Genomic DNA, 26,463 nt, shown 5'->3' on the forward strand with positions numbered 1-26,463 from the left:
CACAAATAAAAGAGGCCCCGGCACAAGTGCACCGGAGCTCTTGCGACCTCACGCTACCAAAGAACGCCCTCCGGCCCTCATGGCCGCGGGATAGGTTCGCCGCGTGGACCCCCTCCTCGTCATCACCAACAGCGACGCCGGGACCTCGGACGAGGAGACCCTCGGACGAGCCCTGGCCGTGCTGCGCGAGCACGCCTCGGTCGAGGTGGTCGGCACCTCCAACCCCGGCGAGCTCGACGGCGCGCTGACCCGGGCCGGCTCGCGGCGCATCGTCGTGGCGGGCGGGGACGGCAGCATCCACGCGGTCGTCAAGGCGCTCTACCGGCGTCACGACCTGGCCGGCAGCGTCCTGGGCCTGCTCCCGCTCGGCACCGGCAACGACTTCGCCCGCGGCAACGGCATCCCGCTCGACGTCGAGGACGCCGCCCACGTCGTCCTGGAGGGCCGGGTCGCGCCGATGGACCTGATCGTGGACGAGCTCGGCGAGATCGTGGTCAACAGCGTGCACGCCGGCGCCGGGGCGCAGGCCAGTCGCCGTGGGGCGCGCTGGAAGACGCGGCTGCACGCGGTCGGGGTCGGCAAGGCCAACCTCGGCAAGCTGGGCTACCCGATCGGAGCCGCGCTCGCGGCGGTCCAGCCGCCGTTCATCCGGGTCCGCATCGAGGTCGACGGCGAGGTCGTCTGCGACTTCGACCAGCCCGTCCTGATGGTCGCCGTCGGCAACGGCTCCTCCGTCGGCGGAGGCACGGTGCTCACGCCCGGCGCCGATCCGGGTGACGGCCGGGTCGACGTGATGATCTCCCGCTCGGTCGGTCCCCTGGCCCGCCTCGGGTACGTCGCCCAGCTGGTCCGCGGCCGGCACCAGACGCGCGACGACGTCATCGCGCTGCGTGGCTCGACGGTGTCGGTGCGCGGCGAGGAGTTCTGGTGCAGCGCGGACGGCGAGATCTACGGCCCCGAGCGCGCCCGCACCTGGCGGGTCGAGCCGGCGGCGTACTCGCTCATCGTCCCGACCTGACCTCCGCTTCTCCGCTGGTTGAGGTGCGAGGGCCGCCAGGCCCGAGCCTCGAAACCAGTGGCTTCCTTCGCATCTCCACCAGCGGCAGCGCGTCAGAGCCAGCCGCGCCGGGTCGCCTCGACGCCCGCCTGGAACCGGCTGTCGGCACCGAGCTCGGCCAGGATGTCGGCGACGCGGCGCCGTACGGTCCGGAGGCTGACGCCGAGGCGGCGGGCGATCTGCTCGTCCTGGGCGCCGGTGGCGAGCTGCTGCAGCAGGAAGTGCCGCAGGTCGGGGCGGGTCTCGGGGCCGTCGAGCCCCGTGACGGGCACGGCACGGTCCCACAGCGCCTCGAACCAGAGGGTGAGCGCCTCGACCAGGCCGCGCTGGCGGGTCAGGGTCCGCGGCTCGTCGCCGAAGCCGAGCGGCTCCGGCATGATCGCGTGCGTCGTCCCGATGATGAACAGCCGCGTCGGCAGGTCGGGCAGCACCCGCACCTGCTCGCCCGCCTCGGCCCGCAGCACCAGGGTCTCGCGGGCCTCGGTCAGCGCCCGGACGGGATAGATGGCCCGCGACTGGCGCCCCTCCGCGACGCAGGCGGCGACCACGGCCGCCATGGCCTCCTCGCGCGGACGCTGGAACTGCTCGGGGCGCAGCCACAGCAGGTCGCCCTTGCTCGCCCCGATCAGCGCGGACAGCAGCTGCACCGGCTGGCCGCCGGAGCTCACCTCCCCGTCCAGGGGTACGACGTCGAGCACCTCGCCCGGGGCCGGCTTGGCCGCCGGGGCGGTCAGGAACGGGATCGCCGCCGCGACCGCGTCGAGCTGGGCGTGCGCGCGGGCGGCCGAGTCAGCTGTCTCGGTGAGCATCTGACCCACCGCCTCCACCGGGCCGGCGACGAACAGCCGTGAGTCCTCGATCCGGGCGATGCCGTGCTCGAGGAGGGGCGCGAGCTCGCCCATCAGGTCCTCGAGCTCGACGTGCAGGGTCGCGGCCACCGAGACCAGCTCGCGGCCGCTCTGCCCGAGGACGCGGTGGTAAAGACGATCGACGGGCTTCGGGAACCCCAGGGCGGTGAGCAGGGACTCTGCCGACTGACGGGCCATGGTGGCAACTTAGGGCCAGCGGCCGTTCATAGCCAGGTGGCACGGACCGGTCAATGTCATGATCGGCGGACGTCGGCCGGTCCGCTGCCCGTCTCGGGGGAGGCGGCGCGCCGGACGACCGGGCGCACCCGGGGGGATGCACCCGGACGACCGACGTCCCGCAAGGGCGCCGGAACCGCCACAGGGGACGGTTCCGGCGTCCTTCCCCGCGGCGACTACGCTGGCCGGTCGGACCGACATCCACCGAGCAGGAGCGTTCGCGGCATGGCACGAGGCAGCAACCAGGGCGAGCCCACCGACTGGGTGACCCGCGCCGCCGACGACACCGTGCGGCACGCCGGCGAGCGCGGCGGCGACGCCGACCGGGTCATCACCTGCGCGTCCGGCGCGAGCCCGTCGGGGCCGATCCACCTCGGCAACCTGCGCGAGTTCCTGACGCCGCACCTGGTGGCCGAGGAGATCGGGCGCCGCGGCATCGCCGTACGCCACCTGCACAGCTGGGACGACTACGACCGGTTCCGCAAGGTGCCCGCCGGCGTCGACCCGTCCTGGAGCGAGCACATCGGGCGGCCGCTGTCCGCCGTACCGGATCCGTGGGCGTGCCACGAGTCGTGGGCCGAGCACTTCAAGGCCCCCCTCCGCGAGGCGCTCGCCGAGCTCGGCGTGGAGATGCTGGAGATCTCGCAGACCGAGCAGTACCGCGCCGGCGCCTACACCGAGCAGGTCCTGCACGCGATCCGGCACCGTGACGTCATCGAGGACGTGCTGGCCAAGCACCGCACCAAGAAGGCCGACCCGGAGCCCGAGAACGCCCAGGAGGCCGAGGCGCTCGCCGACTCGGTCGCCGACGCCGACGAGGCCGCCGGGTCGGGTGACCTGGCCCGCTTCCCCTACAAGCCCTACTGCCGCGAGTGCGGCCGCGACACCGTCGAGGTCACCGCCTGGGACGACGAGACGACCGACCTGTCCTACACCTGCTCGTCGTGCGGGTTCACCGGCGTCACCAACGTCGCGACCCAGCACGAGGGCAAGCTGGTGTGGAAGGTCGACTGGCCGATGCGCTGGGCCTACGAGGGCGTCGACTTCGAGCCGGGCGGGCTCGACCACTCCACGCCGGGGTCGTCGTACACGGTCGGCAAGGAGCTGGTGAAGCGGGTCTTCGACTTCCGGGCGCCGTCGTACGTCGCGTACGCGTTCGTGGGCTTCGCCGGCATGCAGAAGATGTCCTCGTCCTCGGGCGGCGTGCCGACCGCTTCCGACGCGCTGCAGATCCTGGAGGCGCCGATCCTGCGCTGGCTCTACGCGCGCCGGCAGCCCAAGCAGGCCTTCGACATCGACTTCGGCGCCGAGGTCGTGCGCCTGTACGACGAGTGGGACGCGCTCGGCCGCAAGGCCGCGAACCCCGACAAGCGCGACGCGACCGTGCTCGCCTTCGAGCGGGCGTCGTCGACCGCCGCGGCGGGCGTGCTGCCGACGCCGCGCGTCGTCGTGCCCTTCCGGCTGCTGTCGTCGGTGGCCGACGTGACCGCCGGCAACCTCGACCAGGTCAGCCGGATCGTCGGCGAGGTCGGCCACCCGCACGACTCGATCCGCGACCTCGAGCCGCGGCTGGTCAAGGCGGCGACCTGGGCGACCGAGTTCGTGCCCGAGTCCGAGCGCACGACCGTCCGGACGTCGCCGGACCTCGAGCGGCTGGCTGCGCTCGACGAGGACGAGGAGCGCTGGCTGGCCCAGCTGCTCGACCGGCTTCCCGACACTCCCTCCCCCGACGAGCTGACCGCGCTGATCTACGGCGTGCCCAAGCTGGCGCGCGGGCTCGGTCTCGACGACGCCCCGACGGACCAGGTCAAGGCCGATCAGAAGGCCTTCTTCAAGCTGCTCTACAACCTCCTGGTCGACGCCGACCGCGGCCCGCGGCTGCCCACGCTGTTCCTCGCGCTGGGCTCGGAGCGGGTCCGGTCGCTGCTGCGGGCGCCGCAGCTGTAACGCGACGTTCGCCGCACTGGGTACGCGCTGCAGCGCGTACCTAGTGCGGCGAACGTCGCGTTACATGGGGGGCGCTCAGGCGCCGCCGAGCAGCTCGTCGTACGCGGTGGGACTCGAGTCGCGGAGGAACTCCGAGCAGCGCTCCCACTCGGCGGTCTCCCCGATCGCCTTGGCGGAGAGGGCGAGCAGGGCCAGGGCGCTGAGGAAGCCGCGGTTGGGCTCGTGCTCCCACGGCACCGGGCCGTGGCCCTTCCAGCCGTTGCGGCGCAGCAGGTCGAGGCTGCGGTGGTAGCCGACCCGCGCGTAGGCGTAGACGGTCACCGGGTCGAGGCCCTCGTCGGCGGCCTTGGCGGCGAGGGTCGCCCAGGCGAGCGGCGACTCGGGGTGGCGTCGTACGACGTCCACGGGCTCGACGGAACCGGTCAGCTCCGCGCTCGCGGGGTCGACGGGCAGGTTTGTGGGCGGAGGTCCGGCCATCAGATCGACGTGGCTCATGACCCCAGTGTCCACGGTGTGGTGTTCAGTAGGACCGTGACCCACCCCGCTCCCGCCACAACGCCCGCCACGGAGGAGAAGGACCCCTGGCCGGCGCTGTTCGCGCTGTGCCTCGGCTTCTTCATGATCCTGGTCGACTCGACCATCGTCTCCGTCGCGACGCCGGCGATCATCGCCGACCTCGACGCCGACGTGAACTCGGTGGTGTGGGTGACCAGCGCCTACCTCCTGGCGTACGCCGTGCCGGTGCTGATCACCGGGCGGCTCGGCGACCGCTTCGGGCCCAAGCGGCTCTACCTGGTCGGGCTGACCGTCTTCACGCTCGCGTCGCTGTGGTGCGGGCTGACCCAGTCGATCGAGGGACTGATCGTGGCCCGGGTGGTGCAGGGCCTGGGAGCCTCGATGATCACGCCGCAGACGATGGCGATCATCACCCGCATCTTCCCGGCCCAGCGCCGCGGCAAGGCGATGTCGCTGTGGGGCGCGACCGCGGGCGTCGCCACGCTGGTCGGCCCGATCCTGGGCGGGGTGCTGGTCGACGGCCTCGGCTGGGAATGGATCTTCTTCATCAACGTCCCGGTCGGGATCATCGGCTTCGCGCTGGCCTGGCGGCTGGTCCCGACGCTGCCGACCAACCGGCACCGCTTCGACTGGCTGGGCGTCGCGCTCAGCGGCGTCGGCATGTTCCTGCTGGTCTTCGGCATCCAGGAGGGCCACTCCCTCGACTGGAGCAGCACGGTGATCGCGATGATCGTCGGGGGCGTCGTGGTCCTCGGCGCGTTCGTCACCTGGCAGGCCCGCAACACCCGCGAGCCACTAGTGCCGCTCGGCCTCTTCCGCGACCGCAACTTCTCGCTGGCCAACGTCGCCATCTCGGTGATGGGCTTCGCGATCACCAGCATGGCCATCCCGCTGATGCTCTGGGCCCAGGTGGTCCGCGGGCTGAGCCCGACCCGCGCGGCGCTGCTGCTGGTCCCGATGGCCGTGATGACCATCGCGCTGGCCAAGCCGGTCGGCGGGCTCACCGACCGAGTCCACCCGCGGTCGATCACCGGCGTCGGGTTCACGCTGCTCGTCGGCTCCACGGCCTGGATCGCCGCGGTGATGGCGTCCGGCGCGGCGACGCTGTGGCTGGTGCCGCCGATGGTGGTCTTCGGCATCGGCAACGCCTGCGTCTGGGCACCCAACTCCGCCACGGCCACCCGCAACCTCCCGCTCCAGCAGGCCGGTGCGGGCTCGGGGGTCTACAACGCCACCCGCCAGGTCGGGGCCGTGCTCGGCTCCGCGGCGATCGCCGTCCTGATCGACGCGCGGCTGGCCGCAGAGGGGCTGCCGTCGTTCTCCGGCGCGGCCGAGAGCGCGACCGGCGGACTGCCTCAGGCCGCGCTCGACGGGTTCGCCGACGCGATGGCGGCCTCGACGCTGCTGCCCGCCGCGGTGCTGGTCATCGGCCTGGTCGCGGTGCTCTTCTTCGAGCGCCCCGGCCACGCCGGCTTCGGGGCCGCGGCCCCCGCACCGGCCGCCGCGGCCGAGTAGCCCGCCGAGTCGGCGCGAGCTCGCGCCGACTCGGCCTCAGGCGGTGCTCAGCGCAGGCTCTTGCCGGCCGAGCGCAGGTTCTCGCAGGCCTCGACGACCCGGGCCGACATGCCGTTCTCGCCGGCCTTGCCCCACGCGCGCGGGTCGTAGGTCTTCTTGTTGCCGACCTCGCCGTCGACCTTCAGCACGCCGTCGTAGTTGCTGAGCATGTGGCCCGCGATCGGCCGGGTGAAGGCGTACTGGGTGTCGGTGTCGACGTTCATCTTCACGACGCCGTAGTCGACGGCCGCGGCGATCTCCTCGGGCGAGGAGCCCGAGCCGCCGTGGAAGACGAGGTGGAACGGCTTGCTGCCCGGCTCCAGGCCGAACTCGCCGACGACCGCCTCCTGGGCCTCCTTCAGCACCTCCGGGCGCAGCTTGACGCCGCCCGGCTTGTAGACGCCGTGCACGTTGCCGAAGGTCAGCGCGGTCATGTAGTAGCCGCGGTCGCCGTACCCGAGGGCCTTGGCCGTCGCGATCGCGTCCTCGGTCGTCGAGTAGAGCTTGTCGTTGATGGCGTGCTCGACGCCGTCCTCCTCGCCACCGACGACGCCCACCTCGATCTCGAGGATGATCTTGGCGGCGATGCTCTTCTCGAGGAGCTCGGCGGCGATGACCAGGTTCTCGTCGAGCGGCACGGCCGAGCCGTCCCACATGTGCGACTGGAACAGCGGCGCCTCGCCGCGCTGAACGCGCTCGATCGAGATGTCGAGCAGCGGCCGGACGAAGTCGTCGAGCTTGTCCTTCGGACAGTGGTCGGTGTGCAGCGCGATGTTCACCGGGTACGCCTTCGCGACCTCGGCCGCGAACGCGGCGAACGCCGCGGAGCCGGTGACCATGCTCTTGACGCCCTGGCCGGAGAAGTACTCGGCCCCACCCGTGGAGACCTGGATGATGCCGTCGGAGCCGGCGTCGGCGAAGCCCTTGATGGCAGCGTTGAGGGTCTGCGACGAGGAGACGTTGATCGCCGGGAACGCGTAGGCGTTGCCCTTCGCGGCGTCCAGCATCTCGGCGTACTTCTCGGGGGTGGCGATGGGCATCAGCAGGCTCCTCGGGCGACGACGGCGATCAACGATCACCCTAGTCCTACGCTCGGAGCATGCGTCGTCGTCCTGGGCTGTCAGGCACGTCACGGTCCTCCGAGCTGGAGGTGTCCGCGAACGACGTGTGGCGCGTCGTCGCCAACGGCCACGACCGCCCCCAGTGGTACGTCGACGCCGCCCCCTTCGTGGCCCGCAGAGCCCTCGACCGGGCCCTCGGCGGGGCCGGCCGGCCCTGGCGCCCCCCGGGGACGCCGGTGCTGTCGACCGGCGATCGGGCCGGCTTCTGGCTGGTCGAGGAGGCCGACCACGCCGCGCGGCGGCTGGTGCTGCGCGCGGAGGTCCGCGCGCCGGGCGAGGTCCGGCTCGAGAGCCTGGTCGCCGGACTCGGCGACGGACGCAGCCTGCTGGTTCAGCGGGTCTCCTTCGCCCCGACCGGGCTGCTGGGCCGCGCCTACCTCGTGGCGGACCTGCCGGCCCGCGAGGTGCTGCTCGAGCTGGTGCACCGCCGGCTGCTCGACGACGTACGACGGGGGACGTGAGCCGGACCGCCGACGGGGTACCGGACGTCCTTCCCCTGGCCGACCCACCCGAGGACACCCCGTGGACCGACCCCCGGCGTACCGCCTGCTGATCCTGACCACCGCCCTCCTGGGGGCGCTGCTCGCCCCGACGCCGAGCGCCACCGCGGCCGCCGACCGGCGCGACGAGTACGAGAGGACGACCATCGAGCCGACCCGGGCGGTCCGGCGCGGCACCGGCGCCCAGCGGTCCGACGGCGACGCCCGGCACGGCACGCTCGGGGTCGTCTCGTTCAACGTCTATCGCAAGCTCAGCGACCGTGAGCTGCGCGCCGACCTGCGCCGGTTGACCGCGAACCGGCACGTCGACGTCATCGGCTTCCAGGAGTCCGACGGTCTGCGTGGGGTGCTGCGCGGCCTGCCACGGGGCTGGCGGTTCTGGATGTCCGACCGCCGGACGAACAGCCGCGAGGTCGCGATCGCCTGGCGGACCCGGCACCTCGACCTCCGCCGGGCCAGGGTCGCGCACATGCACCCCGGCATCGACGGGGTCACCCGGCGACCGGGCCGCTGGGACTACCGCTTCCCGGCGCGCTACACGACCCGCGCCCTGTTCCGGGAGAAGCGCTCGGGCGCCGAGCTGCGGGTGCTCAACACCCACGTGAACCACCGCACCGAGGCCTACTACTCCGGTCGCCCCGGGGTCCCCTACCGCAACCACAACACCCGTCAGGCCCGCAAGCACCTGCGCACCCTGCGCGCGATGGTCCAGGACTCCGCCGCCCGCTACACGGTGGTCACCGGCGACCTGAACTTCGACCACGTCGCCGACCGGATCAAGAAGCCCCGTGGCTTCGTCCATGACGTGCTGACCCCGGTGGCGGTCTCCTCGTTCTCCTCGCTCGGCATCCGCGGCGTACCCCCGACCAATCCCGAGAGCGGTCGCTACATCGACTACGTGATGCTCAAGCGTGGCGGCCCGGCCACCTTCGTGCGGCAGAAGGCGCTCGGCGGCTACCGGTCCGACCACCGGCCGCTGCTCGCGGTGGTCGCGCTGGACTGAGCGAGTTCCCGCATTCGGCTCCGGAACGGGTCCTCGGAGACATACGGTGTCGCCCGCCTATCCCACGACACCCCCCGGAGCATCCCGTGCGTACCACCACGCCCACCCTGGCCCGCCTCCTCGGCCTGCCGATGGCCGCCGGCCTCGTGCTGGCCGGCCTCGCCGTCGCTGCCCCGTCCTCCGCGCAGGCGGCCGACGCGCTGACCGGCGCGCCCGCCGTCGGCTGGTGCCACGACGTGACCATCAAGCAGGCCGAGGCCGAGACGCTCACGACGCCCGTGGTCGCGTGCACCGCCGACCACACCCTGGTCACCACGGCCGTCGTCGCGTTGCCCGCGAACGCCGACCTGTCGTCCGACGACCTCGACATCGACTGCACCGCGGCGAGCCGTCGGGCGATCGGTCTGAACCCGCTGCTGCGCTCGCTCACCCTCTACTCCTCGTTCGCCTTCCTGCCCACCGCCGCCCAGCAGGGGGCCGGCGCCCGCTGGTACAGCTGCCACCTGGGCGTCTGGGACACCAAGGGCCTCAACGACCTGCCGGCGAAGCTGCCGAAGCTGACGAAGAAGCCGGCCAAGTCGGTGGCCAAGTGCGCCACCAAGCGTGACTACGTCACCTGCGCCGAGAAGCACACCTACCGCGCCACCTCGGCGGTCTACGTCAAGGCCAAGGGCAGCGACAAGGCGGTCGAGAAGCGCCTGGGCGTGGAGGGCCCGCGGATCTGCGCGAAGCGCGCTGGCCGCACCGGCTTCTACGCCTACTACCGCCACACCCCCAGCAAGGTCGTCCTCACCTGCTTCAAGAAGACGAAGAAGTGAGGCCGCTCCGCGCGGTCACCGCGCTCCTCGGCCTCGCCCTCGCCGGCTCGCTCGCGGCCGGCGTCGCCCCGGCGGCCGCCGCCGCGGACCCGCTGTACGGCGCTCCCGCGGTCGACTCCTGCCACGACATCACGATGAAGCAGTCCGAGGCGGCGACGATCACCGAGGCGGCCGTCGCCTGCTCGGCCGACCACACCCTGGCGACCACCGCGGTCGCCGTCCTCCCGGACTCCGTCGACCTGGCCGACTTCGACGCGGTCGTCGCGGCCGCGCCGTGCACCGCCGCCCGTCGGAAGGCCGTCGGCAAGAGCCCCCTGCACTACGCACTGACGCTCTACTCGACGTTCCTCTTCGTCCCCACCGCCGCCCAGCAGGACGCGGGCGCGCGCTGGGTGTCGTGCCACCTCGGCGTCGCCGACACCAAGGGTCTCAACGACCTGCCCACGACGCTGCCGAAGCTGAAGCGGAAGCCGGCGGCCTCGGTCGCCAAGTGCGCCACCGACCGCACCTACGTGACCTGCGCCGAGAAGCACGCGTACCGCGCCACCACCGCGGCCTACGTCAAGGCCGCGGGCAGCGACAAGGCGGTCGACAAGAAGCTCGGCGTCCGGGGTCCGCGGATCTGCTCCCGCAAGGTCGGCAGCACCGGTCGCTGGGACTACCACCGCTACAGCTCCAGCAAGGTGATCCTCATCTGCCTGAAGAAGACGAAGAAGTGAGGCCGTTCCGCGCGGTCACCGCGCTCCTCGGCCTCGCCCTCGTCGGCTCGCTCGTCACCGGCACGGCCCCGGCCACGGCCGCCGAGCCGGACCCGCTGTACGGCGCTCCTGCGGTCGGCGACTGCTACGACCTGACCAAGGAACAGGCCTGGGGGTCGTCGACGCGCGAGAAGCCTGTCGACTGCAGCACGCGACACACGCTTCTCGTGGGCGCGGTGGGCACGCTGCCGGCCTCGGTCGGGTACGACGAGCCCGCCAAGTTCCGCCGAGCCGTGAAGCGGATCTGCGACCCGTTCTGGCTCTCCTACTACGACCTCGACGACCACCGCTCCTACCGCACGGTCCTCCAGGGGATCTGGCTGGGGCCGACCAAGACGCAGCGGAAGAACGGTGCTCGGTGGGTCAGCTGCTCGATCTCACTCGCCCTCAGCACCAGCCTTCAGCCGCTGCCCGAGGGCGGGCCGGCCAAGGCCACGGCGCGCCCCGAAGACTCGATCGCCCGGTGCGCGACCAAGCGGTACCTCACGACCGTCTGCACGAAGAGGCACGCCTGGCGGGTGACCCACTCCTTCTCCGCGAAGGCCCGCGGGAAGGGTGACGTCCTGGAGGCGCGCCTGGAGCGGGCAGCGGTGCGCGTCTGCTCGCGTCGCATCGACGGGAACCGGTGGCTGTGGGGCTCCCGGTCGACGACGAAGCGGAACACCTACGCCTTGATCTGCCTCGCGAAGACCCGGAAGTAGCTCACCCCCGCCACGCCGACCCGTCACCGAGGTCGGCGTGGCGGCGGATCCACGCGTGCATGGCGATCGCGCCGGCGGCGGAGGCGTTGATCGAACGGGTCGAGCCGAACTGGGCGATCGAGAAGGTCGCGTCGCAGGCCTCCCGGGCCGCCTCCGACAGCCCCGGCCCCTCCTGCCCGAAGAGGAAGCAGACCCGCTCCGGCACCTCGGTGGTCTCCAGGTGCAGCGAGCCCGGCAGGTTGTCCACGCCCCACAGGGCGACCCCGGCGCCGTCGTGGCACGAGGTCAGGTACGACGCCAGGTCCGCGACCGTCGGGTGGTGCCGGACGTGCTGGTAGCGGTCGGTCACCATCGCCCCGCGCCGGTTCCACCGGCGGTTGCCGACGATGTGCACCTCCGCGGCGAGGAACGCGTTCGCGGACCGCACGATGGTCCCGATGTTGAAGTCGTGCTGCCAGTTCTCGATGGCCACGTGGAAGCCGTGCCGGCGGGTGTCCAGGTCGGCCACGATCGCCTCGAGCCGCCAGTAGCGGTAGCGGTCGACGACGTTGCGCCGATCCCCCTCGGCGAGCAGCTGCTCGTCGTACTGCTCGCCGGTGGGCCACTCCCCCGGCCAGGGCCCGACGCCGACCTCGGCCGGGCCGTGCGGCATCGGGTCGTACGGCGCCCGCTGATTCGCGGAACCCGCGTCGTATTCCCGTTCGTGACCCATGTCCCAGAGACTAAAGACGGCTCTCCTCACGGTGCACGCACAGGTACCGTAGGACCGTGATCTCCGGCCTGGTCCTGACTCCGCTGCTGCTCGGGATCAAGTGGCTCGACCCCGAGTGGCTGCAGCACGAGTACGGCAGCTACTTCATCTGGATCAGCCTGGCCATCGTGTTCGTCGAGTGCGGCCTGTTCTTCCCGTTCCTGCCGGGCGACACGCTGCTCTTCGCCCTCGGCCTGTTCATCGCCGGCGGTCAGATCTACCTCTTCGGCATCCACCACGAGGGCGTGGAACTGGTGCTCGCGGTGCTGATGCTGGTGCTCGCCGCCTTCCTCGGCAACGTCGCCGGCTACGAGATCGGCCGCCGGATCGGGCCACCGCTCTACGAGCGCGACGGCCGGTTCCTGAAGAAGAAGTACCTCGACCAGACCGCGGCCTTCTTCGAGAAGCACGGGTCGATGGCGCTCGTCGGCGGCCGGTTCGTGCCGTTCGTGCGGACCTACATCACCGTCGTCGCGGGCATCACGCTCATGGACCGGCGCCGGTTCTTCGCCTGGAGCGCCATCGGCGCGCTGCTGTGGGTCGTCAGCATCACGCTGCTCGGCTACTTCCTCGGCGCCGCGTTCCCGTGGCTCGGCGAGAACATCGACTACGTCACGATCGCCATCCTCGCGTTCACGATCGTGCCGTTCGCGATCGAGTGGGTGCGGCACCGCCGTACCTCCGGGCACCGGGGCGACGACAACGACGGCGACGGCCGCCCCGACCTCGACATCGCGGGCTTCGACAACACCCAGGCGAGCTGACGTCCTACGCCGTACGGCGCTGCCGCAGGCGCTTGACCAGCCACCGGCCGACGAACAGCACCACCGCAGCGATCACCACCCACTGCAGCCACCCCACCACGGGCTCGACCCGGTGCCACTCGTGGCCGAGCAGGTAGCCGGCCAGCACGAACGTCGTGTTCCAGATCGCGCTGCCGACCGTGGTCAGCAGCAGGAACTGCCCGACCGGCATCCGGTCGACCCCGGCTGGGATCGAGATCAGGCTGCGGAAGAGCGGCAGCATCCGCCCGAAGAACACGGCCTTGCGTCCGTGCCGGCCGAACCAGGCCTCGGTGCGCTCGAAGTCGTGCTGCTCGACCAGCGGCAGGCGCAGCCACATCGCCAGCACCCGGTCGCGGCCGAGGGAGCGACCCAGCAGGTAGAGCACCAGCGCGCCCACGACCGACCCGGCCGTGGTCCACAGGATCGCGCCGGTCAGCGAGAAGCCGCCGCGGCTGGCCGCGAAGCCCGCGAGCGGCAGGATGATCTCGCTCGGCAGCGGCGGGAAGAGGTTCTCCAGCGCGATGAGCAGGCCAGCACCCGGACCGCCCAGCCCCTCCATCACGTCGACGGCCCAGCCGGCCACCCCGGTCAGGTCGTCGGGATCCTCGGCGGCCGCGGCGTACATGCCCCAGACCGTAGGGGCAGGCACCAACCTCAGCCGGTCGCGGTCGCGCGGGCGGCGTCGAGCTGGGCCTTGGTGAGGACCGCGCGCACCTCGAGGCCGACGTCGGCGAGCGGGTTCTCGTCGCCCGGGCTGCGGTCGATCGCGCAGACCACGACCTCCACGATCGCGCCGGCCTCGCGCAGCGCGCGCGTGGCGTCGCGTACGGCGCCGCCGGTGGTGATCACGTCCTCGATCAGGGTCACCCGCCGGCCGGCCACGTCGGGCCCCTCGGCGAGCTTGCAGGTGCCGTACTCCTTGGCCTGCTTGCGCACGAAGAGCGCCGGGTGGCCGGTCAGGTAGCTGACCATCGTCGCGATCGGCACGCCGCCCAGCTCCAGCCCCCCGAGCAGCTCGGTGTCGGCCGGCAGCAGCTGCACCATCTCCCGCGCGACCCGCGAGAGGAGCGCCGGGTCGGCCTCGAAGAGGTACTTGTCGAAGTACTCCGACGCCACCTGCCCCGAGCGGAGCGTGAAGGTGCCGGTCAGCCGGCAGCAGGCGTCGATGTCGGCGGCGAGGTCGGTGTCCACGGTCGTCACGCCCCCATCATCGCGCACGCCCTCCCCTGGGTGAGCAGCGAAGCCCCCACCCGACGTCGGCGCTCGGGTGCAGGGGTTTCGACACGGTTGCTGGCGCGACCTGCTCGACCACCGGGATGCGTACGCTCCCTCGCATGCCTCAGCAGCGACTGGCCCAGCGCCTGCACGGGATCGCGCCGACGATCTTCTCGGAGATGTCGGCGCTGGCGATGCGGACGGGGTCGGTCAACCTGGGGCAGGGGTTCCCGGACGTGGACGGGCCGCCGGCGGTGATCGCGGAGGCGGTGCGGGCCCTCGAGGGCGGGCAGAACCAGTACGCGCCGGGGCTCGGGGTGCCAGCGCTGCGGCAGGCGGTGGCGCGGCACCAGCACCGGCACTACGGGATCGAGCTGGATCCGGACATCGAGGTGGTGGTGACCACGGGCGCGACCGAGGGGATCGCCGCGGCGCTGCTGGGGCTGGTCGACCCGGGCGACGAGATCATCGTGCTGGAGCCCTACTACGACTCCTACGTCGCGATGATCCAGATGGCCGGCGGCGTACGACGCCCCGTCACCCTGCGGGCCCCCGACTTCCGGCTCGACCCCGACGAGCTGCGGGCTGCGGTCACCGACCGGACCCAGTTCGTGCTGCTCAACAGCCCGCACAACCCGACCGGCACCGTGCTGACCCGGGCCGAGCTGCAGGCGGTCGCCGACCTGGCCGTCGAGCGCGACCTGGTGGTCATCACCGACGAGGTCTACGAGCACCTCACGTACGACGCCGAGCACGTGCCGATCTCGACCCTTCCCGGCATGGCCGAACGGACCCTGACCCTGTCGAGCGCCGGGAAGTCGTACTCCTTCACCGGGTGGAAGGTCGGCTGGGCGAGCGGGCCGCGCGAGCTGGTCCAGGCGGTGCTGGCGGCCAAGCAGTGGCTGACCTTCACCTCGGGCTCGCCGCTGCAGCCCGCCGTCGCGCACGCCCTCGACGAGGCACCCGGCTTCCCCCGGCAGCTGGCCGCCGCGCTGCGCGAGCGGCGCGACCGGCTGTGCGCCGGGCTGACGGAGGTGGGGCTCGACGTCCGTGTGCCGCAGGGCACCTACTTCGCGACCACCGACATCAGCGCCCTGGGCTGGGCCGACGGGCTGGCCTTCTGCCTGGCCCTGCCCGAGCGGGCCGGCGTGGTCGCGATCCCGCACCAGGTCTTCCACGACGGTCCGGCCGGCGACCAGCTGGTCCGCTGGGCGTTCTGCAAGGAGCCCGACGTGGTCGAGGAGGGCCTTCGCCGCCTCGCCGCAGCCGACCTCCGCGCCTGACGTCAGCCCCAGGGCTGGGTGGTGCCCGTCGGCAGCTCCGGCTGCCGACCGCGGCGGGCGTACCAGTCGTTGGCCCCACCGGTGAAGAGCAGCACGACCACCGCGACGCCGGCGATCAGCGTCAGCGCGCTGACCCCGGAGGTGATCGCCAGCAGGCTGACCAGGGCGGTCATCACCGACGAGACCACCAGCAGGATCCGGGCCACGTTGGAGCGCCGCATCGAGAAGATGCCGAGCAGGACGGCGATCAGGCACCACACGGCGAAGATCACGAAGACGACCGTGACGAAGGTGGCCAGGTCGTCGCCGGAGAGACTCTCGCGCTGGCTGGAGCTCAGCTCGTCCTCGATCGCGTCCACCATGTCGTCGCGGGCCACGAGGGTGGCGACGGCGAGGCCGGCGTAGAGGAGCAGGCTCAGCGCGGACAACACGATCGTCACGATCCCGGCCGCCGTGACGGTGCCGGGACGCTTGTCGGGGTCACGGGTCGGGCCGCCGTACGGCGCGCCGTAGGACTGGCCGTACGGCGCAGCCGGGGGCTGCTGGCCGTAGGGGTTGGCCGGCGGCTGCTGGCCGTACGGGTTGGCCGGGGGCTGCTGGCCGTACGGGTTGGCCGGGGGTTGCTGGCCGTACGGGTTGGCCGGCGGCTGCTGGCCGTACGGGTTGTCCGAGGGTGGCGGGCCCCAGGGAGGCTGCTGGTCGCTCATGGGTCAGATCGTTCCACGCCCGGCGTACCAGGCGCGCACCTCGGGCCGCATCAGCAGGGCGAAGGCGGCCACGCAGCCGGCCATCGGGAGCACGAGAGGGAAGCTGCCGACCGCGACGCCGACCAGGCAGAAGGCCCCGGCGAGACCGGCCGAGACCAGCAGCGCGACCTGGCCCCAGCGGGCCCGGCGGAAGGCGAACCAGGTGAAGACCGCGGCAACCACGCTCCACAGGACCAGGACCACCGCGACCACGGCCGTGGCGGCCAGCCGGTCGTCGGTGAGGTCGTCGGCCAGGCTGGCGTCCCGCCGGCGGACCTCCTCGAGCACCAGGTCGGGCGCCAGGCCGACGACGAGGGCGGTGATCAGCATCATGCCCGCGACCAGGCCGGAGAACGACCAGGCCACCACGCAGGCCCAGAGAACGGCCGGGGGCCGCGCGGAGGCGGACGGCCGCGGAGCGCCGTACGGCCCGGGCTGGGGCGCCCCATAGGTCGGGTACGACGCGGGCGCACCCGGCTGGGGCGCCTGCAGGGGAAAGCCGGGCTGGGGCGCGGCGCCGAAGCCGGGGTAGGCCCGCGGCTCGGACGAGGACGGCGGAGCGGCCGGGCCGGCCGGCGGGGTCGGCGGGGTCGGCGGCGGCCAGACGGCCGACGGCTTCCGGTCCGGCGCCCGCTCGGGCTCGGGGCGCCGCTCGATCCCGTCGAACCAGTCGCGGGCGGGCTGGAGCCAGAGCATCACGACGGCGACGGTGACCACCGGCGCGAAGATCCCGCCGGACACCAGTCCGGTGACGGCCAGCACCGGCGCCAGCACCGAGAGGGCCAACCGGGCCGGGCGGGAGCGCTGGAGGACGTAGCCGCCCAGGACCGCCATCGCCGTGGCGGTGGCGGCGGCGATCATCGTCAGCACCCGCAGCAGGCCCAGGACGCCGTCGACGTCGATGCCGAGACCGTCGCCGAAGGGCCGGGAGAGGAACTCCTCGGCCGCGTCCCGCATCTCCAGCGACTGCAGGCCGGAGAGCGAGTCGAAGGCGGAGAGCACCAGCAGCACCGATCCGCCGATGATCAGGCCCGCCGCGAAGGTGGCCTGACGGGGACGGGTCGGGGAGCTCATGTCGCACATTCCACCAGAGGCCCGGTCACGGGCGAGAGGCGTGGGCCCCGGGCCCGCGCGCAGGCGCGACCCGGGCCTGCCCGGGCACGTCGACGATCGGAGTGAGCCCGATCAGCTCCCGCGGAGCACCAGCCCGCCGCCCTCGGCGACGTCGACGTGGACCGCGGCCCCGTCGCCGACCTCGCCGGCGATCAGCAGCTTGGCCAGCGCGTCCCCGATCGAGGTCTGGATCAGCCGGCGCAGCGGCCGGGCGCCGTACGCCGGGTCGTAGCCGGTCTCGGCCAGCCAGCGCTTCGCCTCGTCGGCGACCGTGATCGTGATCCGGCGGACCGCCAGCCGCTTCTCCAGCAGCGCCAGCTGCAGGTCGACGATGTGGGTCAGCTCCTCGGGCGTCAGCGCATCGAAGGTGACGACCTCGTCGAGCCGGTTGAGGAACTCGGGCTTGAAGGTCGAGCGGACCACCGACATCACCGAGGCGCGCTTGGCCTCGGGGTCGAGCAGCGGGTCGACGAGGAAGTGCGAGCCGAGGTTGCTGGTCAGGATCAGGATCGTGTTGCGGAAGTCGACCGTGCGACCCTGACCGTCGGTCAGCCGGCCGTCGTCGAGCACCTGCAGCAGGATGTCGAAGACCTCCGGGTGTGCCTTCTCCACCTCGTCGAGCAGGACCACGGAGTACGGCCGGCGGCGGACCGCCTCGGTGAGCTGGCCGCCCTCGTCGTACCCGACGTAGCCGGGAGGGGCCCCGACCAGGCGGGCCACCGAGTGCTTCTCGGAGTACTCGCTCATGTCGATGCGGACGATGGCCCGCTCGTCGTCGAAGAGGAAGTCGGCCAGCGACTTGGCCAGCTCGGTCTTGCCGGTGCCGGTCGGGCCCAGGAACAGGAAGGAGCCGGTCGGTCGGTTCGGGTCGGCGATGCCCGCGCGCGAGCGTCGTACGGCGTCGCTCACGGCGGTGACCGCGGCCCGCTGGCCGATCAGCCGCTCGCCGAGCACGTCCTCCATCTTCAGCAGCTTGGCGGTCTCGCCCTCGAGCATCCGGCCGGTCGGGATGCCGGTCCAGGCCTCGACGACCTCGGCGACCTGCTGGGCGCCGACCTCCTCGCCCACCAGGGGCGCCTCGTCGGTCTCCACGGTCTCGGCGTCGGAGGCCTTCGTGATCCGCCCCTCGAGCTCGGGGATCCGGCCGTAGAGCAGCTCGCTGGCCTTCTCGAAGTCGCCGTCGCGCTGCAGGCGCTCGGCCTCGATGCGCAGCTGGTCGAGCTGGCGGCGCAGCTCGCCCTCGCCCTCGAGCGAGGACTTCTCCCGCTCCCAGCGGGCCTCGAGGCCGCGCAGCTCCTCCTCCTTGTCGGCGAGGTCGGCGCGCAGGTCGGCGAGCCGGGCCTGGGAGGCGGCGTCGCTCTCGCGACCCAGGGCGAACTCCTCCATCTTCATCCGCTCGACCTGGCGGCGGAGCTGGTCGATCTCCTCCGGGGAGGACTCGATCTCCATGCGCAGCCGCGAGGCGGCCTCGTCGACCAGGTCGATGGCCTTGTCGGGCAGCTGGCGGCCCGTGATGTAGCGGTCGGAGAGGGTGGCGGCGGCGACCAGGGCGGCGTCGGTGATCCGCACGCCGTGGTGGGCCTCGTACTTCTCCTGGATGCCGCGGAGGATCTGGATGGTGTCCTCGACGCTGGGCTCGCCGACGAAGACCTGCTGGAAGCGGCGCTCCAGCGCCGGGTCCTTCTCGATCCGCTCGCGGTACTCGTCGAGGGTGGTCGCGCCGATCATGTGCAGCTCGCCGCGGGCCAGCATCGGCTTGAGCATGTTGCCGGCGTCCATCGCCGAGTCGCCGCCGGCGCCCGCGCCGACGACGGTGTGCAGCTCGTCGATGAAGGTGATGACCTGCCCCTCGGCCTCCTTGATCTCGTCGAGCACCGACTTGAGCCGCTCCTCGAACTCGCCGCGGTACTTCGCGCCGGCCACCATCGCGGCCAGGTCGAGGCTGAGCACCCGGCGGCCCTTCAGGGAGTCGGGGACGTCGCCGTCGACCACGCGCTGGGCGAGCCCCTCGACGACGGCCGTCTTGCCGACGCCGGGCTCGCCGATCAGGACCGGGTTGTTCTTGGTACGCCGGCTCAGCACCTGGATCACGCGCCGGATCTCGGAGTCGCGGCCGATGACCGGGTCGAGCCGACCCTCCTCGGCGGAGGCGGTCAGGTCGACGGAGTACTTCTCCAGCGCCTCGTACGTCGACTCCGCGTCCTGGCTGGTCACGCGGCGGTTGCCGCGCACCGCGCTCAGGCTCTCGCGCAGGCCGTCGGCGCCCAGGCCGGCGTCGGTCAGCACCTTCTGGGCGGAGCTCTCGACGGTCGCCAGCGAGATGAACAGGTGCTCGGTGGCGACGTACTCGTCGTTCATGCCGTTGGCCAGGTCGAGCGCACCGGCGAGCACCCGGGTCAGGGCCGGGGACGCCTTGGGCGTCTGCACGCTCGACCCGCTGGCCTTCGGCAGGGTGTCGCGCTGGGCGGCGGCCGCGCGGACCAGCGCGGCGGGATCGGCCCCGGCCTTGGTCACCAGGGAGGCGGTCGTCCCGCCCTCCTGGAGCAGCAGGGTCACCAGCAGGTGGATGGGCTCCACGGTGGAGTTGCCCGCCGTCGTCGCGGCGAGCTGGGCGGCCTCGATCGCCTCGCGGCTGCGCGTGGTGAACTTGTCGGCGCCGAACTGGCTCATGTGCGTCGTCTCCTGGTCTGTGCCTGGGTCGGTGACTGGTCTCGCGATTGCTCCGGCGGGGCAGTCTCCCCCGCCACCGGGATCAACGCACCACAAGTTGAGTCTGTTCCGCTCAAGTTTGGCGGATTTCGGGCGATTCTTCCCGTGGTGGCCCACCCTTCCTTACCCTCGACCCCGAGGGGGAAGGAATGAGATGAGCGCGATGCTGGTGACGGGCGCGAGCGCACTCGCCCACGGGGTCCACTACGGCCTGATCGTGGGCGGGCTCGTCGGCATCAGCGCGCTCCTGGCCCCGGCTCTGGTCGCCCGGCTGCGTCCCGTCCCGGCCCCGGCGTACGACGAGCACGCGGTCCGGGTCGCCGACCTGCGCAGCCGGATCGCGACCGGGACCCTGGCCACCGTCGCGCCCGGCCCCCGCCCGGTCCCGGTCTCGCCCGCGCGCGGCGCCCGGAGCGACCTCCCGGTCGCCGTGGTCGCGAGCGCGGCCGCCGCCGGCGTGCACGCGGCCGTCGCCCCCGCCCACCTGGCCGGGGGGTTCGCCACCGGCGGCTTCTTCCTGCTCTGCGCGACCGCCCAGCTCGCCTGGTCCGCGCTGGTCCTGCGCCGCAGCACCGCGCCGCTGCTCGTCCTCGGCGTCGTCGGCAACGTCGTGGTGCTCCTGATCTGGCTGGCCTCGCGCACCGTCGGCGTGCCGGGGGTGCACGGGGTGGAGCCGTTCGGGCCCTGGGACCTCGCGTGCGCCGCCTGGGAGCTGCTCGTCGTCGGGGCGTGCCTGACTCGGCTGGCCGGCGGTCCCGCCGAGGACCGCGTGGCTCCCTGGCAGACGTGGAGCACGTCCGCCCTCGTCCTCCTCGGCGGCTCGGCCTTCGCGCTGCTCGTCCTGACCTTCAGCGGAGCGTCCTCATGACCACGCCACACGGACCGGAGGCCCGGGGATGAGCTGGCAGATCGGCCTCGTGGCCAACGGCATCATCATGGTCGCGTACCTGTTGATCTCGATCTCGATCGTGGTCCCGCTGGCCCGCAGCGGCCAGCTGCGCACCAACCCCCTCGGCGGCGCGACCGCCGCGATCTTCTTCTCCTGCGCGGTCCACCACGGCGCCCACACGATCCACATGCTGGTGGGAGGCACGGCCGGCGAGGCGATGAAGATCGCCTGGACCTGGCCGATGGCGATCTCCGACATCTTCGGCGCCGCGATCGGCGTCTACTACTGGACGCTGCGGCGCACCTACTCCTCGCTGATGGAGGGTGCCCAGCTCTTCCAGGACCTGCGGCTGCGCGAGCAGCAGGCCCTCGAGCTGAACGACAGCGTCCTGCAGGGACTGGTGGTCGCCAAGATGGCCCTCGACCTCGAGCAGCCGGCCAAGGCCCGCGAGGCGCTCGCCACCTCGATCGACTCGGCGAGCCGGATCATCACCGACCTGCTCGGCAACTCGCCGTTCGACGTCGACCTGCGACGCAGCACCCCGGCGATGACCGAGCCCGAGGACCCGCCCACCGGTCCGCCCACCGACAGGGCGGTCCCGTGAGCGCCGTCCCGAGTCCCAAGGCGCTGCGCACCGTCATCGTCGACGACACCGAGGACCTGCGCGAGCTGCTCCGCTTCGCCCTCACCCGCGGCGGCTTCGACGTCGTCGCCGAGGCCGGCGACGGCCGTCAGGGCATCGAGGTCGTCCGCGAGCTCCGCCCCGACCTGGTGCTGCTCGACCTGTCGATGCCGGTCATGGACGGGCTGGAGGCGCTGCCGAGCATCCGGCGCCTGGTCCCGAAGGCGACCATCGTGGTGCTCTCCGGATTCGGCGCCACCCAGATGTCGGCCCGGGCCCTGGCCGCCGGCGCCGACGGCTACGTCCAGAAGGGCACCTCGCTCTCCACGATCCTCGACTACGTCCGCGACCTCGCCATCGGCGTCGACCCGCAGGTGCCGCCGACGCTCGCCGTCGTCCCGGAGGCCGAGGCCGCCGCCCCGTCCGCGCAGTTCGCGCCGGAGGCGACCCGGATCGAGAGCGGACCGACCGACACCGCGCCCGCCGGCGCGCAGGCGGAGGGCGCCCATGTGTCGGCCTGGGAGGCGCTCAGCATGGCGCCGTACGGCGTCATCGAGCTCGCCGACGAACCGTTGTTCCGGATCGTCTACGCCAACGCCACGGCCCAGCGGCAGCTGGCCAAGCGGGCCGCACCCGGCACCCCGCTCAGCCTCGCCTCCGCCGAGCTCGCGACCCTGGTCGCCTTCCACCGGCTCGACTCGGACGCCTCGTTCGAGGTGCGCCTCGACGGCGGGACCGCCCGGGCCACGATCCGCCGTACCGGCTGGTCGGTGATGGTCTACCTCGACTCCGCCTCCGACGACGTCGGGCTGCTGCGCCGGGCCATCGCCACCACCGCCCACGAGATCCGCGGCCCGGTCTCGGTGATCTGCGGCATCGCCGAGACCATCGGCTGGTCGTCGTCCGAGCTCGACCCCGAGCAGCGGCAGCGGCTGATGGAGTCGGTCGCCCGGCAGGCCCGGATCCTCGACAGCATCACCGCCGACCTGCTCACCGCGGCCCAGATCCAGCGCGGCACCCTGCGCATCGACCTGCAGACCGTCGACCCCCGCGCGGCCGTCGAGGCGGTGATCGCCGACCGGTACGACGTCGCGGTCAGCGTCGAGGACCTGCGCGCCGTGCGCGCCGACCCGCTGCGGCTGGAGCAGATGCTCAGCAACCTGATCGGCAACGCCCACAAGTACGGGCAGCCGCCGTACAGCGTCCGGATCCACCCGGACGGCGACCACGTCCGCCTCGACGTCGTCGACCAGGGCGACGGCGTCCCGGAGGAGTTCCGCGACCAGCTGTTCCGCGAGTTCGCGCGGGCGCACGGGACCGTCGCGACCGGCACCGGGCTCGGCCTGCACGTCGTCCGGACCCTCGCCGAGGCGCAGTCCGGGAGCGTGTCCTACGCCCCCGGTCCCTACGGCGGGTCGGTGTTCAGCATCCGGCTGCGGGCGGCCGTCGGGCGCTGACGCGTCACCTCCCCGACACACCCGTCGGGCAGAATGGGGCCGTGCCCGTCACCCGTGGATTCATCGGCAAGCGCCGCGACCGCGGCGAGCGCGCCGACCGACTGCCGCCCGGCCAGTACGACACCGGCCAGGGCTGGCCGACGCTGACCGCCGAGGTCACGCCGCACCTCGTCCCCGAGCAGTGGACGATGACCGTCGACGGTCTCGTCGACACGCCCCGCACCTGGTCCTGGCGCGAGCTGCACGCGCTGCCCGGGTCGTCGTACTTCGGCGACATCCACTGCGTGACGACCTGGTCGAAGTTCGACGTGACCTTCGCCGGGGTCAGCGTCGACGCGCTCCTCGAGGCCGCCGGACCGCAGCCCGAGGCGGCGTACGTCATGGCGCACTCGACCACCGGCTACACCACGAACCTTCCGCTCGCCGACGTCACCGGCGGCAAGGCCTGGGTCGTGTGGGAGTACGACGGGAAGCCGCTGCCGATCGAGCACGGCGGCCCGGCCCGGCTGCTGGTCCCCCACCTGTACTTCTGGAAGTCGGCCAAGTGGGTGACCCGGCTGGAGCTGATGGCCAAGGACCGGCCCGGGTTCTGGGAGCAGAACGGCTACCACGACCGGGGCGACCCGTGGCTGGAGCAGCGCTACCAGGGCGATCCGTGAGTTCCTCCGCCCCCGCTGGCGGGTGGACGACGGGGCGGCTGATCGACGTCCAGCGCCCGTCCGACAAACTGGTCCGGCTGCGCTTCCACGTCGAGGACCGGGTCGACCACTGGCCCGGCCAGCACTACGTGCTGCGGCTGCGCGCCCCCGACGGTTACACCGCCCAGCGGTCCTACTCCATCGCCTCGGACCCGCACGACCCGCTGCTGGAGCTGATGATCGAGTGCCTCCCCGACGGGGAGGTGTCCGGGTTCATGCACGACGTCGCCGAGGTCGGGGACGAGTTCGAGCTGCGCGGGCCGATCGGCGGCTGGTTCACCTGGACGGGCGAGCAGCCGGCGATCTGCGTCGTGGGCGGCTCGGGCGTCGTACCCGCCGTCTCGATGGCCCGGTACGCGAAGCGGCTCGGCCTCGCCGACTCGCTGCGCGTCGTCGCCGTCGGCCGCACGTACGACGACCTGCCCTACGCCGCCGAGCTCGAGAAGTACGGCGCCTTCCTCGCCCTCACCCGCGAGAACCTCGGCGACCGCGTCGCCCACCCGCCCTGGCCCGACGAGCTGGCGCCGCTGGCCGAGGGCGTCGAGCGGGCCTACGTCTGCGGCTCGGTCGGCTTCGCGTCGTTCGCCACCCGCCTGCTCGGCGAGGTGGGTGTCCGCAGCGACACGATCCGCGTGGAGCAGTTCGGCGCGACGTCGTGATGGTTACCGGGGCGGCATGACCCGGGACCGCGAGACCGCGCAGGGCGAGCTCGTCTGGGCCGCCGCCGAACGGCTGTGGGAGGAGACCGGCGCGCCGGTCGCCGACACCGCCGTCGCCGAGGCCGCCGGGATCGACCTCGACGATGTGCGGGACTGGATCGAGCAGGCCGCGGGCGTCCGGTTCGAGATCACCCGCGACGGCGCGAGCCGCACGGTCGTCGCGCCGCTGCGCTGACGCCACGTCGCAACCACGCAACTTGCGGCGGGGGGACAGGCTGCGGCAGCGGCCCCGGCGACGACCGGCGTACGCTGGCAGGAACAGACCGTCGAGGCTGCGCCCGCCGGGCGCGCGTTCCGGTCGAGAGGCGCGACCGTCATGACGACGTCCACCACCACCACCACCCGCGTGCCGCTCCGCGTGGCCCTCGCCGACGAGAGCAGTCGCGACACCCTCGACGGCGGGTGGTGGCCGCAGAGCCGCGACCTGGCCGTCGAGCTGGCCGACCTGGTCGACCACTTCCCGGAGGGCCGGCCGCGGATCGTGCGCGTGCTCTACTCGCCGCCGGACTGGGAGAGCCCGCCGCGGCGGGTGCAGGTCGCGGGCGGCTGGGTGAAGACGGGCGCGTTCCCGCGCGACGACACCCACCTGGTGCTGCTCACGACGGCCACCTCCGACCGGCGGGTGCTGCGGCTGCTCGTCGTACCGCCCGGGCTCACGCCGGGGCAGGGCGACGAGGCGCTGCTGGCCGCGTCCAGCCGGGGCAACGACCGTCCCGCCGCCGACGTGCTGCGCACGGTGACCGAGCACCCGGACGTCGACCCGCGGGACCACTGGAGCTGACCGGTCAGGCCGTCGGCACCCGGTAGCCGTGGAAGACCACCTCGCGGCGCACGGTGAACCCGAGCCGCTCGTAGACGCCGAGCGCGGTGGTGTTGGCCGAGACGACGTGCAGGAAGACGCCGTCGCCACGGGCGCGGATGCCGTCGGCGACGGCGGTCACCAGCCGGGCCGCCAGCCCGCGCCCGCGGGCCTCGGGGGCGGTGCAGACCGCGCTGACCTCGGTCCAGCCGGGCGGGCTCAGCCGCTCCCCCGCCATGGCGACGAGCACGCCGGCGTCGCGGACCCCGACGTACCGGCCCATCGACGGGGTCTCCGCCCAGAACGGGCCGGGGCGGGTGCGAGCGGCCAGCTCCAGCATCTCGGGTACGTCGGCCGCGCCGAGCTCGACCACCTCGGGGCCGGCGCCGAGCGCGGCCAGCGGCCCGGCGACCAGCTGCAGCCCCGGCAGGTGGAAGACCGGCTCCCAGCCGGCGGGCGCGACGACCGGCAGGCTGTAGAGGTCGGCCACCTCGCCCGGCCCCACGAGCGCGGCCAGGTCGGCCCAGTCGTCGGGGGTGGGGTCGAGCGGCAGGGTCAGGAACGAGGCGACCTCCGGGCGGTAGCCGCTCACGCGGCCCCGGTGCCGGGCCAGGTGGGTGTGGCGGTCGCGCAGCGACTCCGCCACCGGGAGGTCGAGGACGTCGGTCACGGAGGAAGCCTGCCAGGCCCCGGACGTCAGCCGACCACGACCTCCGCCTGCTCCTCGCCGTCGACCTGCAGGACCGCCGGTCCGGGTCGCACGTCGGCCGGCAGCGTGAAGGTCCAGGTGACCTGGCCCAGCCGGTCGTCCGCCGCGGTCCCGGCATCGGCGGTGCCGAGCGGCCACGTCCGATCGCCCTGCACCAGCTCCAGCCGGACGTCGCGGAGCGGTCGCTCCGGCGGTCCGTCGGACTCGCACGACTCGCAGCCGGGCAGCCCCGAGCAGCTCATCGTGTCGCGGCAGCCGTCGACGAAGGCCCGGCCCTCGACCGTGCTGTCGGCACCGCGGGTGAGGGTCGGCTCGGCCGGCAGGTCGAGGTACGGCGCCGCGCACGACGCGACGGCCGGCGGCGAGGGGTACGGCGCGACCGCGAGCCCGAGCAGGGCCAGGAGCAGGACGAGCAGCGGGCGGCGCATGCGTGGTGGACGCGCGCCGGTCACGGACGGTTCCTCAGGGACGTCCGCGGCGCCAGACCACCAGCGACTGGCCGGGGTCGGGCGAGCGGAGCACGGGCAGCCGGCTCGGCGGCGCGTCCGTACGACGGGCCGCGAGCGCCTGGCGCAGCGCCTCGCGGGTGGCCTCGAGCTCGGCGACGAGCTCGGCGTTGCGGGAGGCCAGCGCGGCCATCCGGTTCTCGAGGTCGAGGATGCGTCGTACGCCCTCGATGCCGATGCCGGAGGACGTCAGGTCGGCGATCTCGCGGAGCCGCTCGACGTCGCGGTGGGAGTAGCGGCGACCGCCGCCGCCGGTGCGGCCGGGCGTGATCAGGCCCATCCGCTCGTAGGTGCGCAGCGTCTGCGGGTGCAGCCCGCTGAGCTCCGCGGCCACGCTGATCACGAAGACGGCGGCGTCGGGCCCCGGCGCCTCGAAGGGCGGCCGGGGCCTCATCGCCTGCT

The 26,463-nt window shown here is 72.9% G+C and carries 29 protein-coding genes; 17 read left to right on the plus strand and 12 right to left on the minus strand.

Annotated elements, in window-relative coordinates:
• Positions 1-103 precede the first annotated feature (103 nt).
• The gene (locus BLT76_RS19445; RefSeq protein ID WP_090859903.1) at positions 104-1,018 is read left to right on the plus strand and encodes a diacylglycerol/lipid kinase family protein; all 915 of its coding nucleotides are present in this window, start codon (positions 104-106) and stop codon (positions 1,016-1,018) included.
• A 92-nt stretch (positions 1,019-1,110) separates the two neighbouring features.
• Here BLT76_RS19445 and BLT76_RS19450 read toward each other — a convergent pair whose 3' ends face one another.
• The gene (locus tag BLT76_RS19450) at positions 1,111-2,103 is read right to left on the minus strand and encodes a helix-turn-helix transcriptional regulator (RefSeq protein WP_090859905.1); all 993 of its coding nucleotides are present in this window, start codon (positions 2,101-2,103) and stop codon (positions 1,111-1,113) included.
• Between the two features lie 264 nt (positions 2,104-2,367).
• On the opposite strand from BLT76_RS19450, the gene lysS reads away from it, so the two are divergent.
• Positions 2,368-4,089, plus strand: coding sequence for a lysine--tRNA ligase (lysS, locus tag BLT76_RS19455; protein ID WP_090859908.1), 1,722 nt, complete (start codon positions 2,368-2,370; stop codon positions 4,087-4,089).
• Positions 4,090-4,164: 75 nt separating this feature from the next.
• Here lysS and BLT76_RS19460 read toward each other — a convergent pair whose 3' ends face one another.
• A complete protein-coding gene (locus BLT76_RS19460) occupies positions 4,165-4,584 on the minus strand; it encodes a DUF3151 domain-containing protein (protein ID WP_090859910.1) in 420 nt (139 codons plus the stop codon).
• A gap of 36 nt (positions 4,585-4,620) precedes the next feature.
• Between BLT76_RS19460 and BLT76_RS19465 the strand changes: the two genes are divergently transcribed.
• Complete coding sequence (locus tag BLT76_RS19465; RefSeq protein ID WP_280139654.1) at positions 4,621-6,120, plus strand: DHA2 family efflux MFS transporter permease subunit; 1,500 nt, start codon at positions 4,621-4,623, stop codon at positions 6,118-6,120.
• A gap of 47 nt (positions 6,121-6,167) precedes the next feature.
• Here the strand turns inward: BLT76_RS19465 and fbaA are convergent, their stop codons facing one another.
• A complete protein-coding gene (gene fbaA, locus BLT76_RS19470; protein WP_090859912.1) occupies positions 6,168-7,199 on the minus strand; it encodes a class II fructose-bisphosphate aldolase in 1,032 nt (343 codons plus the stop codon).
• A gap of 59 nt (positions 7,200-7,258) precedes the next feature.
• Here fbaA and BLT76_RS19475 point away from each other — a divergent pair, with 59 nt between their 5' ends.
• From BLT76_RS19475 to BLT76_RS19490, 5 genes are all read left to right on the plus strand, one after another.
• On the plus strand, positions 7,259-7,741 hold the full coding sequence (locus BLT76_RS19475) for a DUF2867 domain-containing protein (RefSeq protein ID WP_090859915.1): 483 nt from the start codon (positions 7,259-7,261) through the stop codon (positions 7,739-7,741).
• 61 nt (positions 7,742-7,802) lie between these two features.
• Positions 7,803-8,783 carry an endonuclease/exonuclease/phosphatase family protein gene (locus BLT76_RS19480; protein ID WP_090859917.1) on the plus strand — a complete coding sequence of 327 codons (981 nt, stop codon included), beginning with the start codon at positions 7,803-7,805 and terminating at the stop codon, positions 8,781-8,783.
• Positions 8,784-8,869: 86 nt separating this feature from the next.
• Positions 8,870-9,601, plus strand: coding sequence for a septum formation family protein (locus tag BLT76_RS19485; protein ID WP_090859919.1), 732 nt, complete (start codon positions 8,870-8,872; stop codon positions 9,599-9,601).
• Complete coding sequence (locus tag BLT76_RS25860) at positions 9,598-10,320, plus strand: hypothetical protein (protein ID WP_170867156.1); 723 nt, start codon at positions 9,598-9,600, stop codon at positions 10,318-10,320. Before BLT76_RS19485 ends, BLT76_RS25860 begins: the two co-directional genes overlap by 4 nt.
• The gene (locus BLT76_RS19490) at positions 10,317-11,060 is read left to right on the plus strand and encodes a septum formation family protein (protein ID WP_170867157.1); all 744 of its coding nucleotides are present in this window, start codon (positions 10,317-10,319) and stop codon (positions 11,058-11,060) included. Before BLT76_RS25860 ends, BLT76_RS19490 begins: the two co-directional genes overlap by 4 nt.
• Before the next feature lies 1 nt (position 11,061).
• Here the strand turns inward: BLT76_RS19490 and BLT76_RS19495 are convergent, their stop codons facing one another.
• Positions 11,062-11,712 (minus strand): TrmH family RNA methyltransferase, encoded by a 651-nt coding sequence (locus BLT76_RS19495; RefSeq protein WP_090859921.1) that lies wholly within the window; start codon positions 11,710-11,712, stop codon positions 11,062-11,064.
• A 116-nt stretch (positions 11,713-11,828) separates the two neighbouring features.
• Here BLT76_RS19495 and BLT76_RS19500 point away from each other — a divergent pair, with 116 nt between their 5' ends.
• Entirely contained in the window at positions 11,829-12,575 is a 747-nt protein-coding gene (locus BLT76_RS19500) for a DedA family protein (protein WP_244509494.1), read from the plus strand.
• A 4-nt stretch (positions 12,576-12,579) separates the two neighbouring features.
• On the opposite strand, the gene BLT76_RS19505 is transcribed toward BLT76_RS19500, so the two are convergent.
• Both BLT76_RS19505 and pyrE read right to left on the minus strand, forming a co-directional pair.
• Positions 12,580-13,221, minus strand: a complete 642-nt coding sequence (locus BLT76_RS19505) for a DedA family protein (RefSeq protein ID WP_090859923.1) — start codon at positions 13,219-13,221, stop codon at positions 12,580-12,582.
• A gap of 29 nt (positions 13,222-13,250) precedes the next feature.
• A complete protein-coding gene (gene pyrE / locus BLT76_RS19510) occupies positions 13,251-13,796 on the minus strand; it encodes an orotate phosphoribosyltransferase (RefSeq protein ID WP_090859925.1) in 546 nt (181 codons plus the stop codon).
• Positions 13,797-13,930: 134 nt separating this feature from the next.
• On the opposite strand from pyrE, the gene BLT76_RS19515 reads away from it, so the two are divergent.
• Entirely contained in the window at positions 13,931-15,094 is a 1,164-nt protein-coding gene (locus BLT76_RS19515) for a pyridoxal phosphate-dependent aminotransferase (protein ID WP_090859928.1), read from the plus strand.
• 2 nt (positions 15,095-15,096) lie between these two features.
• Here BLT76_RS19515 and BLT76_RS26205 read toward each other — a convergent pair whose 3' ends face one another.
• The 3 genes from BLT76_RS26205 to clpB form a co-directional block, all read right to left on the minus strand.
• Positions 15,097-15,801: an SUR7/PalI family protein gene (locus BLT76_RS26205; RefSeq protein ID WP_090859930.1), complete on the minus strand. Its 705-nt coding sequence runs from the start codon at positions 15,799-15,801 to the stop codon at positions 15,097-15,099.
• A gap of 3 nt (positions 15,802-15,804) precedes the next feature.
• Positions 15,805-16,914 (minus strand): hypothetical protein, encoded by a 1,110-nt coding sequence (locus BLT76_RS19525; protein WP_090859932.1) that lies wholly within the window; start codon positions 16,912-16,914, stop codon positions 15,805-15,807.
• A 111-nt stretch (positions 16,915-17,025) separates the two neighbouring features.
• Entirely contained in the window at positions 17,026-19,623 is a 2,598-nt protein-coding gene (gene clpB, locus BLT76_RS19530; protein ID WP_090859933.1) for an ATP-dependent chaperone ClpB, read from the minus strand.
• 193 nt (positions 19,624-19,816) lie between these two features.
• Here clpB and BLT76_RS19535 point away from each other — a divergent pair, with 193 nt between their 5' ends.
• The 7 genes from BLT76_RS19535 to BLT76_RS19565 all read left to right on the plus strand — a co-directional run bounded on the left by BLT76_RS19535 (position 19,817) and on the right by BLT76_RS19565 (position 24,828).
• The gene (locus BLT76_RS19535) at positions 19,817-20,530 is read left to right on the plus strand and encodes a hypothetical protein (RefSeq protein ID WP_090859935.1); all 714 of its coding nucleotides are present in this window, start codon (positions 19,817-19,819) and stop codon (positions 20,528-20,530) included.
• Between the two features lie 28 nt (positions 20,531-20,558).
• Entirely contained in the window at positions 20,559-21,155 is a 597-nt protein-coding gene (locus BLT76_RS19540) for a hypothetical protein (RefSeq protein WP_090859937.1), read from the plus strand.
• Positions 21,152-22,630 carry a hybrid sensor histidine kinase/response regulator gene (locus BLT76_RS19545; RefSeq protein WP_090859939.1) on the plus strand — a complete coding sequence of 493 codons (1,479 nt, stop codon included), beginning with the start codon at positions 21,152-21,154 and terminating at the stop codon, positions 22,628-22,630. Before BLT76_RS19540 ends, BLT76_RS19545 begins: the two co-directional genes overlap by 4 nt.
• 41 nt (positions 22,631-22,671) lie before the next feature.
• Positions 22,672-23,289: a sulfite oxidase-like oxidoreductase gene (locus tag BLT76_RS19550; protein ID WP_090859941.1), complete on the plus strand. Its 618-nt coding sequence runs from the start codon at positions 22,672-22,674 to the stop codon at positions 23,287-23,289.
• Complete coding sequence (locus tag BLT76_RS19555; protein WP_090859943.1) at positions 23,286-23,987, plus strand: FAD-binding oxidoreductase; 702 nt, start codon at positions 23,286-23,288, stop codon at positions 23,985-23,987. Before BLT76_RS19550 ends, BLT76_RS19555 begins: the two co-directional genes overlap by 4 nt.
• A 16-nt stretch (positions 23,988-24,003) precedes the next feature.
• Positions 24,004-24,222: a hypothetical protein gene (locus tag BLT76_RS19560; RefSeq protein WP_090859945.1), complete on the plus strand. Its 219-nt coding sequence runs from the start codon at positions 24,004-24,006 to the stop codon at positions 24,220-24,222.
• Positions 24,223-24,363: 141 nt separating this feature from the next.
• The gene (locus BLT76_RS19565) at positions 24,364-24,828 is read left to right on the plus strand and encodes a DUF5994 family protein (protein ID WP_090859947.1); all 465 of its coding nucleotides are present in this window, start codon (positions 24,364-24,366) and stop codon (positions 24,826-24,828) included.
• A 4-nt stretch (positions 24,829-24,832) separates the two neighbouring features.
• Here the strand turns inward: BLT76_RS19565 and BLT76_RS26445 are convergent, their stop codons facing one another.
• The 3 genes from BLT76_RS26445 to BLT76_RS19580 are packed head-to-tail and all read right to left on the minus strand — an operon-like array spanning position 24,833 to position 26,455.
• Positions 24,833-25,516: a GNAT family N-acetyltransferase gene (locus BLT76_RS26445; RefSeq protein WP_090859949.1), complete on the minus strand. Its 684-nt coding sequence runs from the start codon at positions 25,514-25,516 to the stop codon at positions 24,833-24,835.
• Positions 25,517-25,542: 26 nt separating this feature from the next.
• Positions 25,543-26,007 (minus strand): hypothetical protein, encoded by a 465-nt coding sequence (locus BLT76_RS19575; protein WP_139175703.1) that lies wholly within the window; start codon positions 26,005-26,007, stop codon positions 25,543-25,545.
• A 10-nt stretch (positions 26,008-26,017) separates the two neighbouring features.
• Entirely contained in the window at positions 26,018-26,455 is a 438-nt protein-coding gene (locus BLT76_RS19580; protein ID WP_090859953.1) for a heat shock protein transcriptional repressor HspR, read from the minus strand.
• Positions 26,456-26,463: the final 8 nt, after the last annotated feature.

Source organism: Nocardioides lianchengensis (genome assembly GCF_900101465.1).
Taxonomy (GTDB): Bacteria; Actinomycetota; Actinomycetes; order Propionibacteriales; family Nocardioidaceae; genus Nocardioides; species Nocardioides lianchengensis.

Excerpts from the sequence above, each read along its gene's own strand:
- BLT76_RS19450 (WP_090859905.1), bottom strand. The coding sequence starts at position 2,103 with ATGGCCCGTCAGTCGGCAGAGTCCCTGCTCACCGCCCTGGGGTTCCCG.
- lysS (WP_090859908.1), top strand. The coding sequence starts at position 2,368 with ATGGCACGAGGCAGCAACCAGGGCGAGCCCACCGACTGGGTGACCCGC.
- BLT76_RS19460 (WP_090859910.1), bottom strand. The coding sequence starts at position 4,584 with ATGAGCCACGTCGATCTGATGGCCGGACCTCCGCCCACAAACCTGCCC.
- fbaA (WP_090859912.1), bottom strand. The coding sequence starts at position 7,199 with ATGCCCATCGCCACCCCCGAGAAGTACGCCGAGATGCTGGACGCCGCG.
- BLT76_RS19475 (WP_090859915.1), top strand. The coding sequence starts at position 7,259 with ATGCGTCGTCGTCCTGGGCTGTCAGGCACGTCACGGTCCTCCGAGCTG.
- BLT76_RS19495 (WP_090859921.1), bottom strand. The coding sequence starts at position 11,712 with ATGCCGCACGGCCCGGCCGAGGTCGGCGTCGGGCCCTGGCCGGGGGAG.
- BLT76_RS19505 (WP_090859923.1), bottom strand. The coding sequence starts at position 13,221 with ATGTACGCCGCGGCCGCCGAGGATCCCGACGACCTGACCGGGGTGGCC.
- BLT76_RS19515 (WP_090859928.1), top strand. The coding sequence starts at position 13,931 with ATGCCTCAGCAGCGACTGGCCCAGCGCCTGCACGGGATCGCGCCGACG.
- BLT76_RS26205 (WP_090859930.1), bottom strand. The coding sequence starts at position 15,801 with ATGAGCGACCAGCAGCCTCCCTGGGGCCCGCCACCCTCGGACAACCCG.
- BLT76_RS19525 (WP_090859932.1), bottom strand. The coding sequence starts at position 16,914 with ATGAGCTCCCCGACCCGTCCCCGTCAGGCCACCTTCGCGGCGGGCCTG.
- clpB (WP_090859933.1), bottom strand. The coding sequence starts at position 19,623 with ATGAGCCAGTTCGGCGCCGACAAGTTCACCACGCGCAGCCGCGAGGCG.
- BLT76_RS19535 (WP_090859935.1), top strand. The coding sequence starts at position 19,817 with ATGAGCGCGATGCTGGTGACGGGCGCGAGCGCACTCGCCCACGGGGTC.
- BLT76_RS19540 (WP_090859937.1), top strand. The coding sequence starts at position 20,559 with ATGAGCTGGCAGATCGGCCTCGTGGCCAACGGCATCATCATGGTCGCG.
- BLT76_RS19560 (WP_090859945.1), top strand. The coding sequence starts at position 24,004 with ATGACCCGGGACCGCGAGACCGCGCAGGGCGAGCTCGTCTGGGCCGCC.
- BLT76_RS19565 (WP_090859947.1), top strand. The coding sequence starts at position 24,364 with ATGACGACGTCCACCACCACCACCACCCGCGTGCCGCTCCGCGTGGCC.
- BLT76_RS19580 (WP_090859953.1), bottom strand. The coding sequence starts at position 26,455 with ATGAGGCCCCGGCCGCCCTTCGAGGCGCCGGGGCCCGACGCCGCCGTC.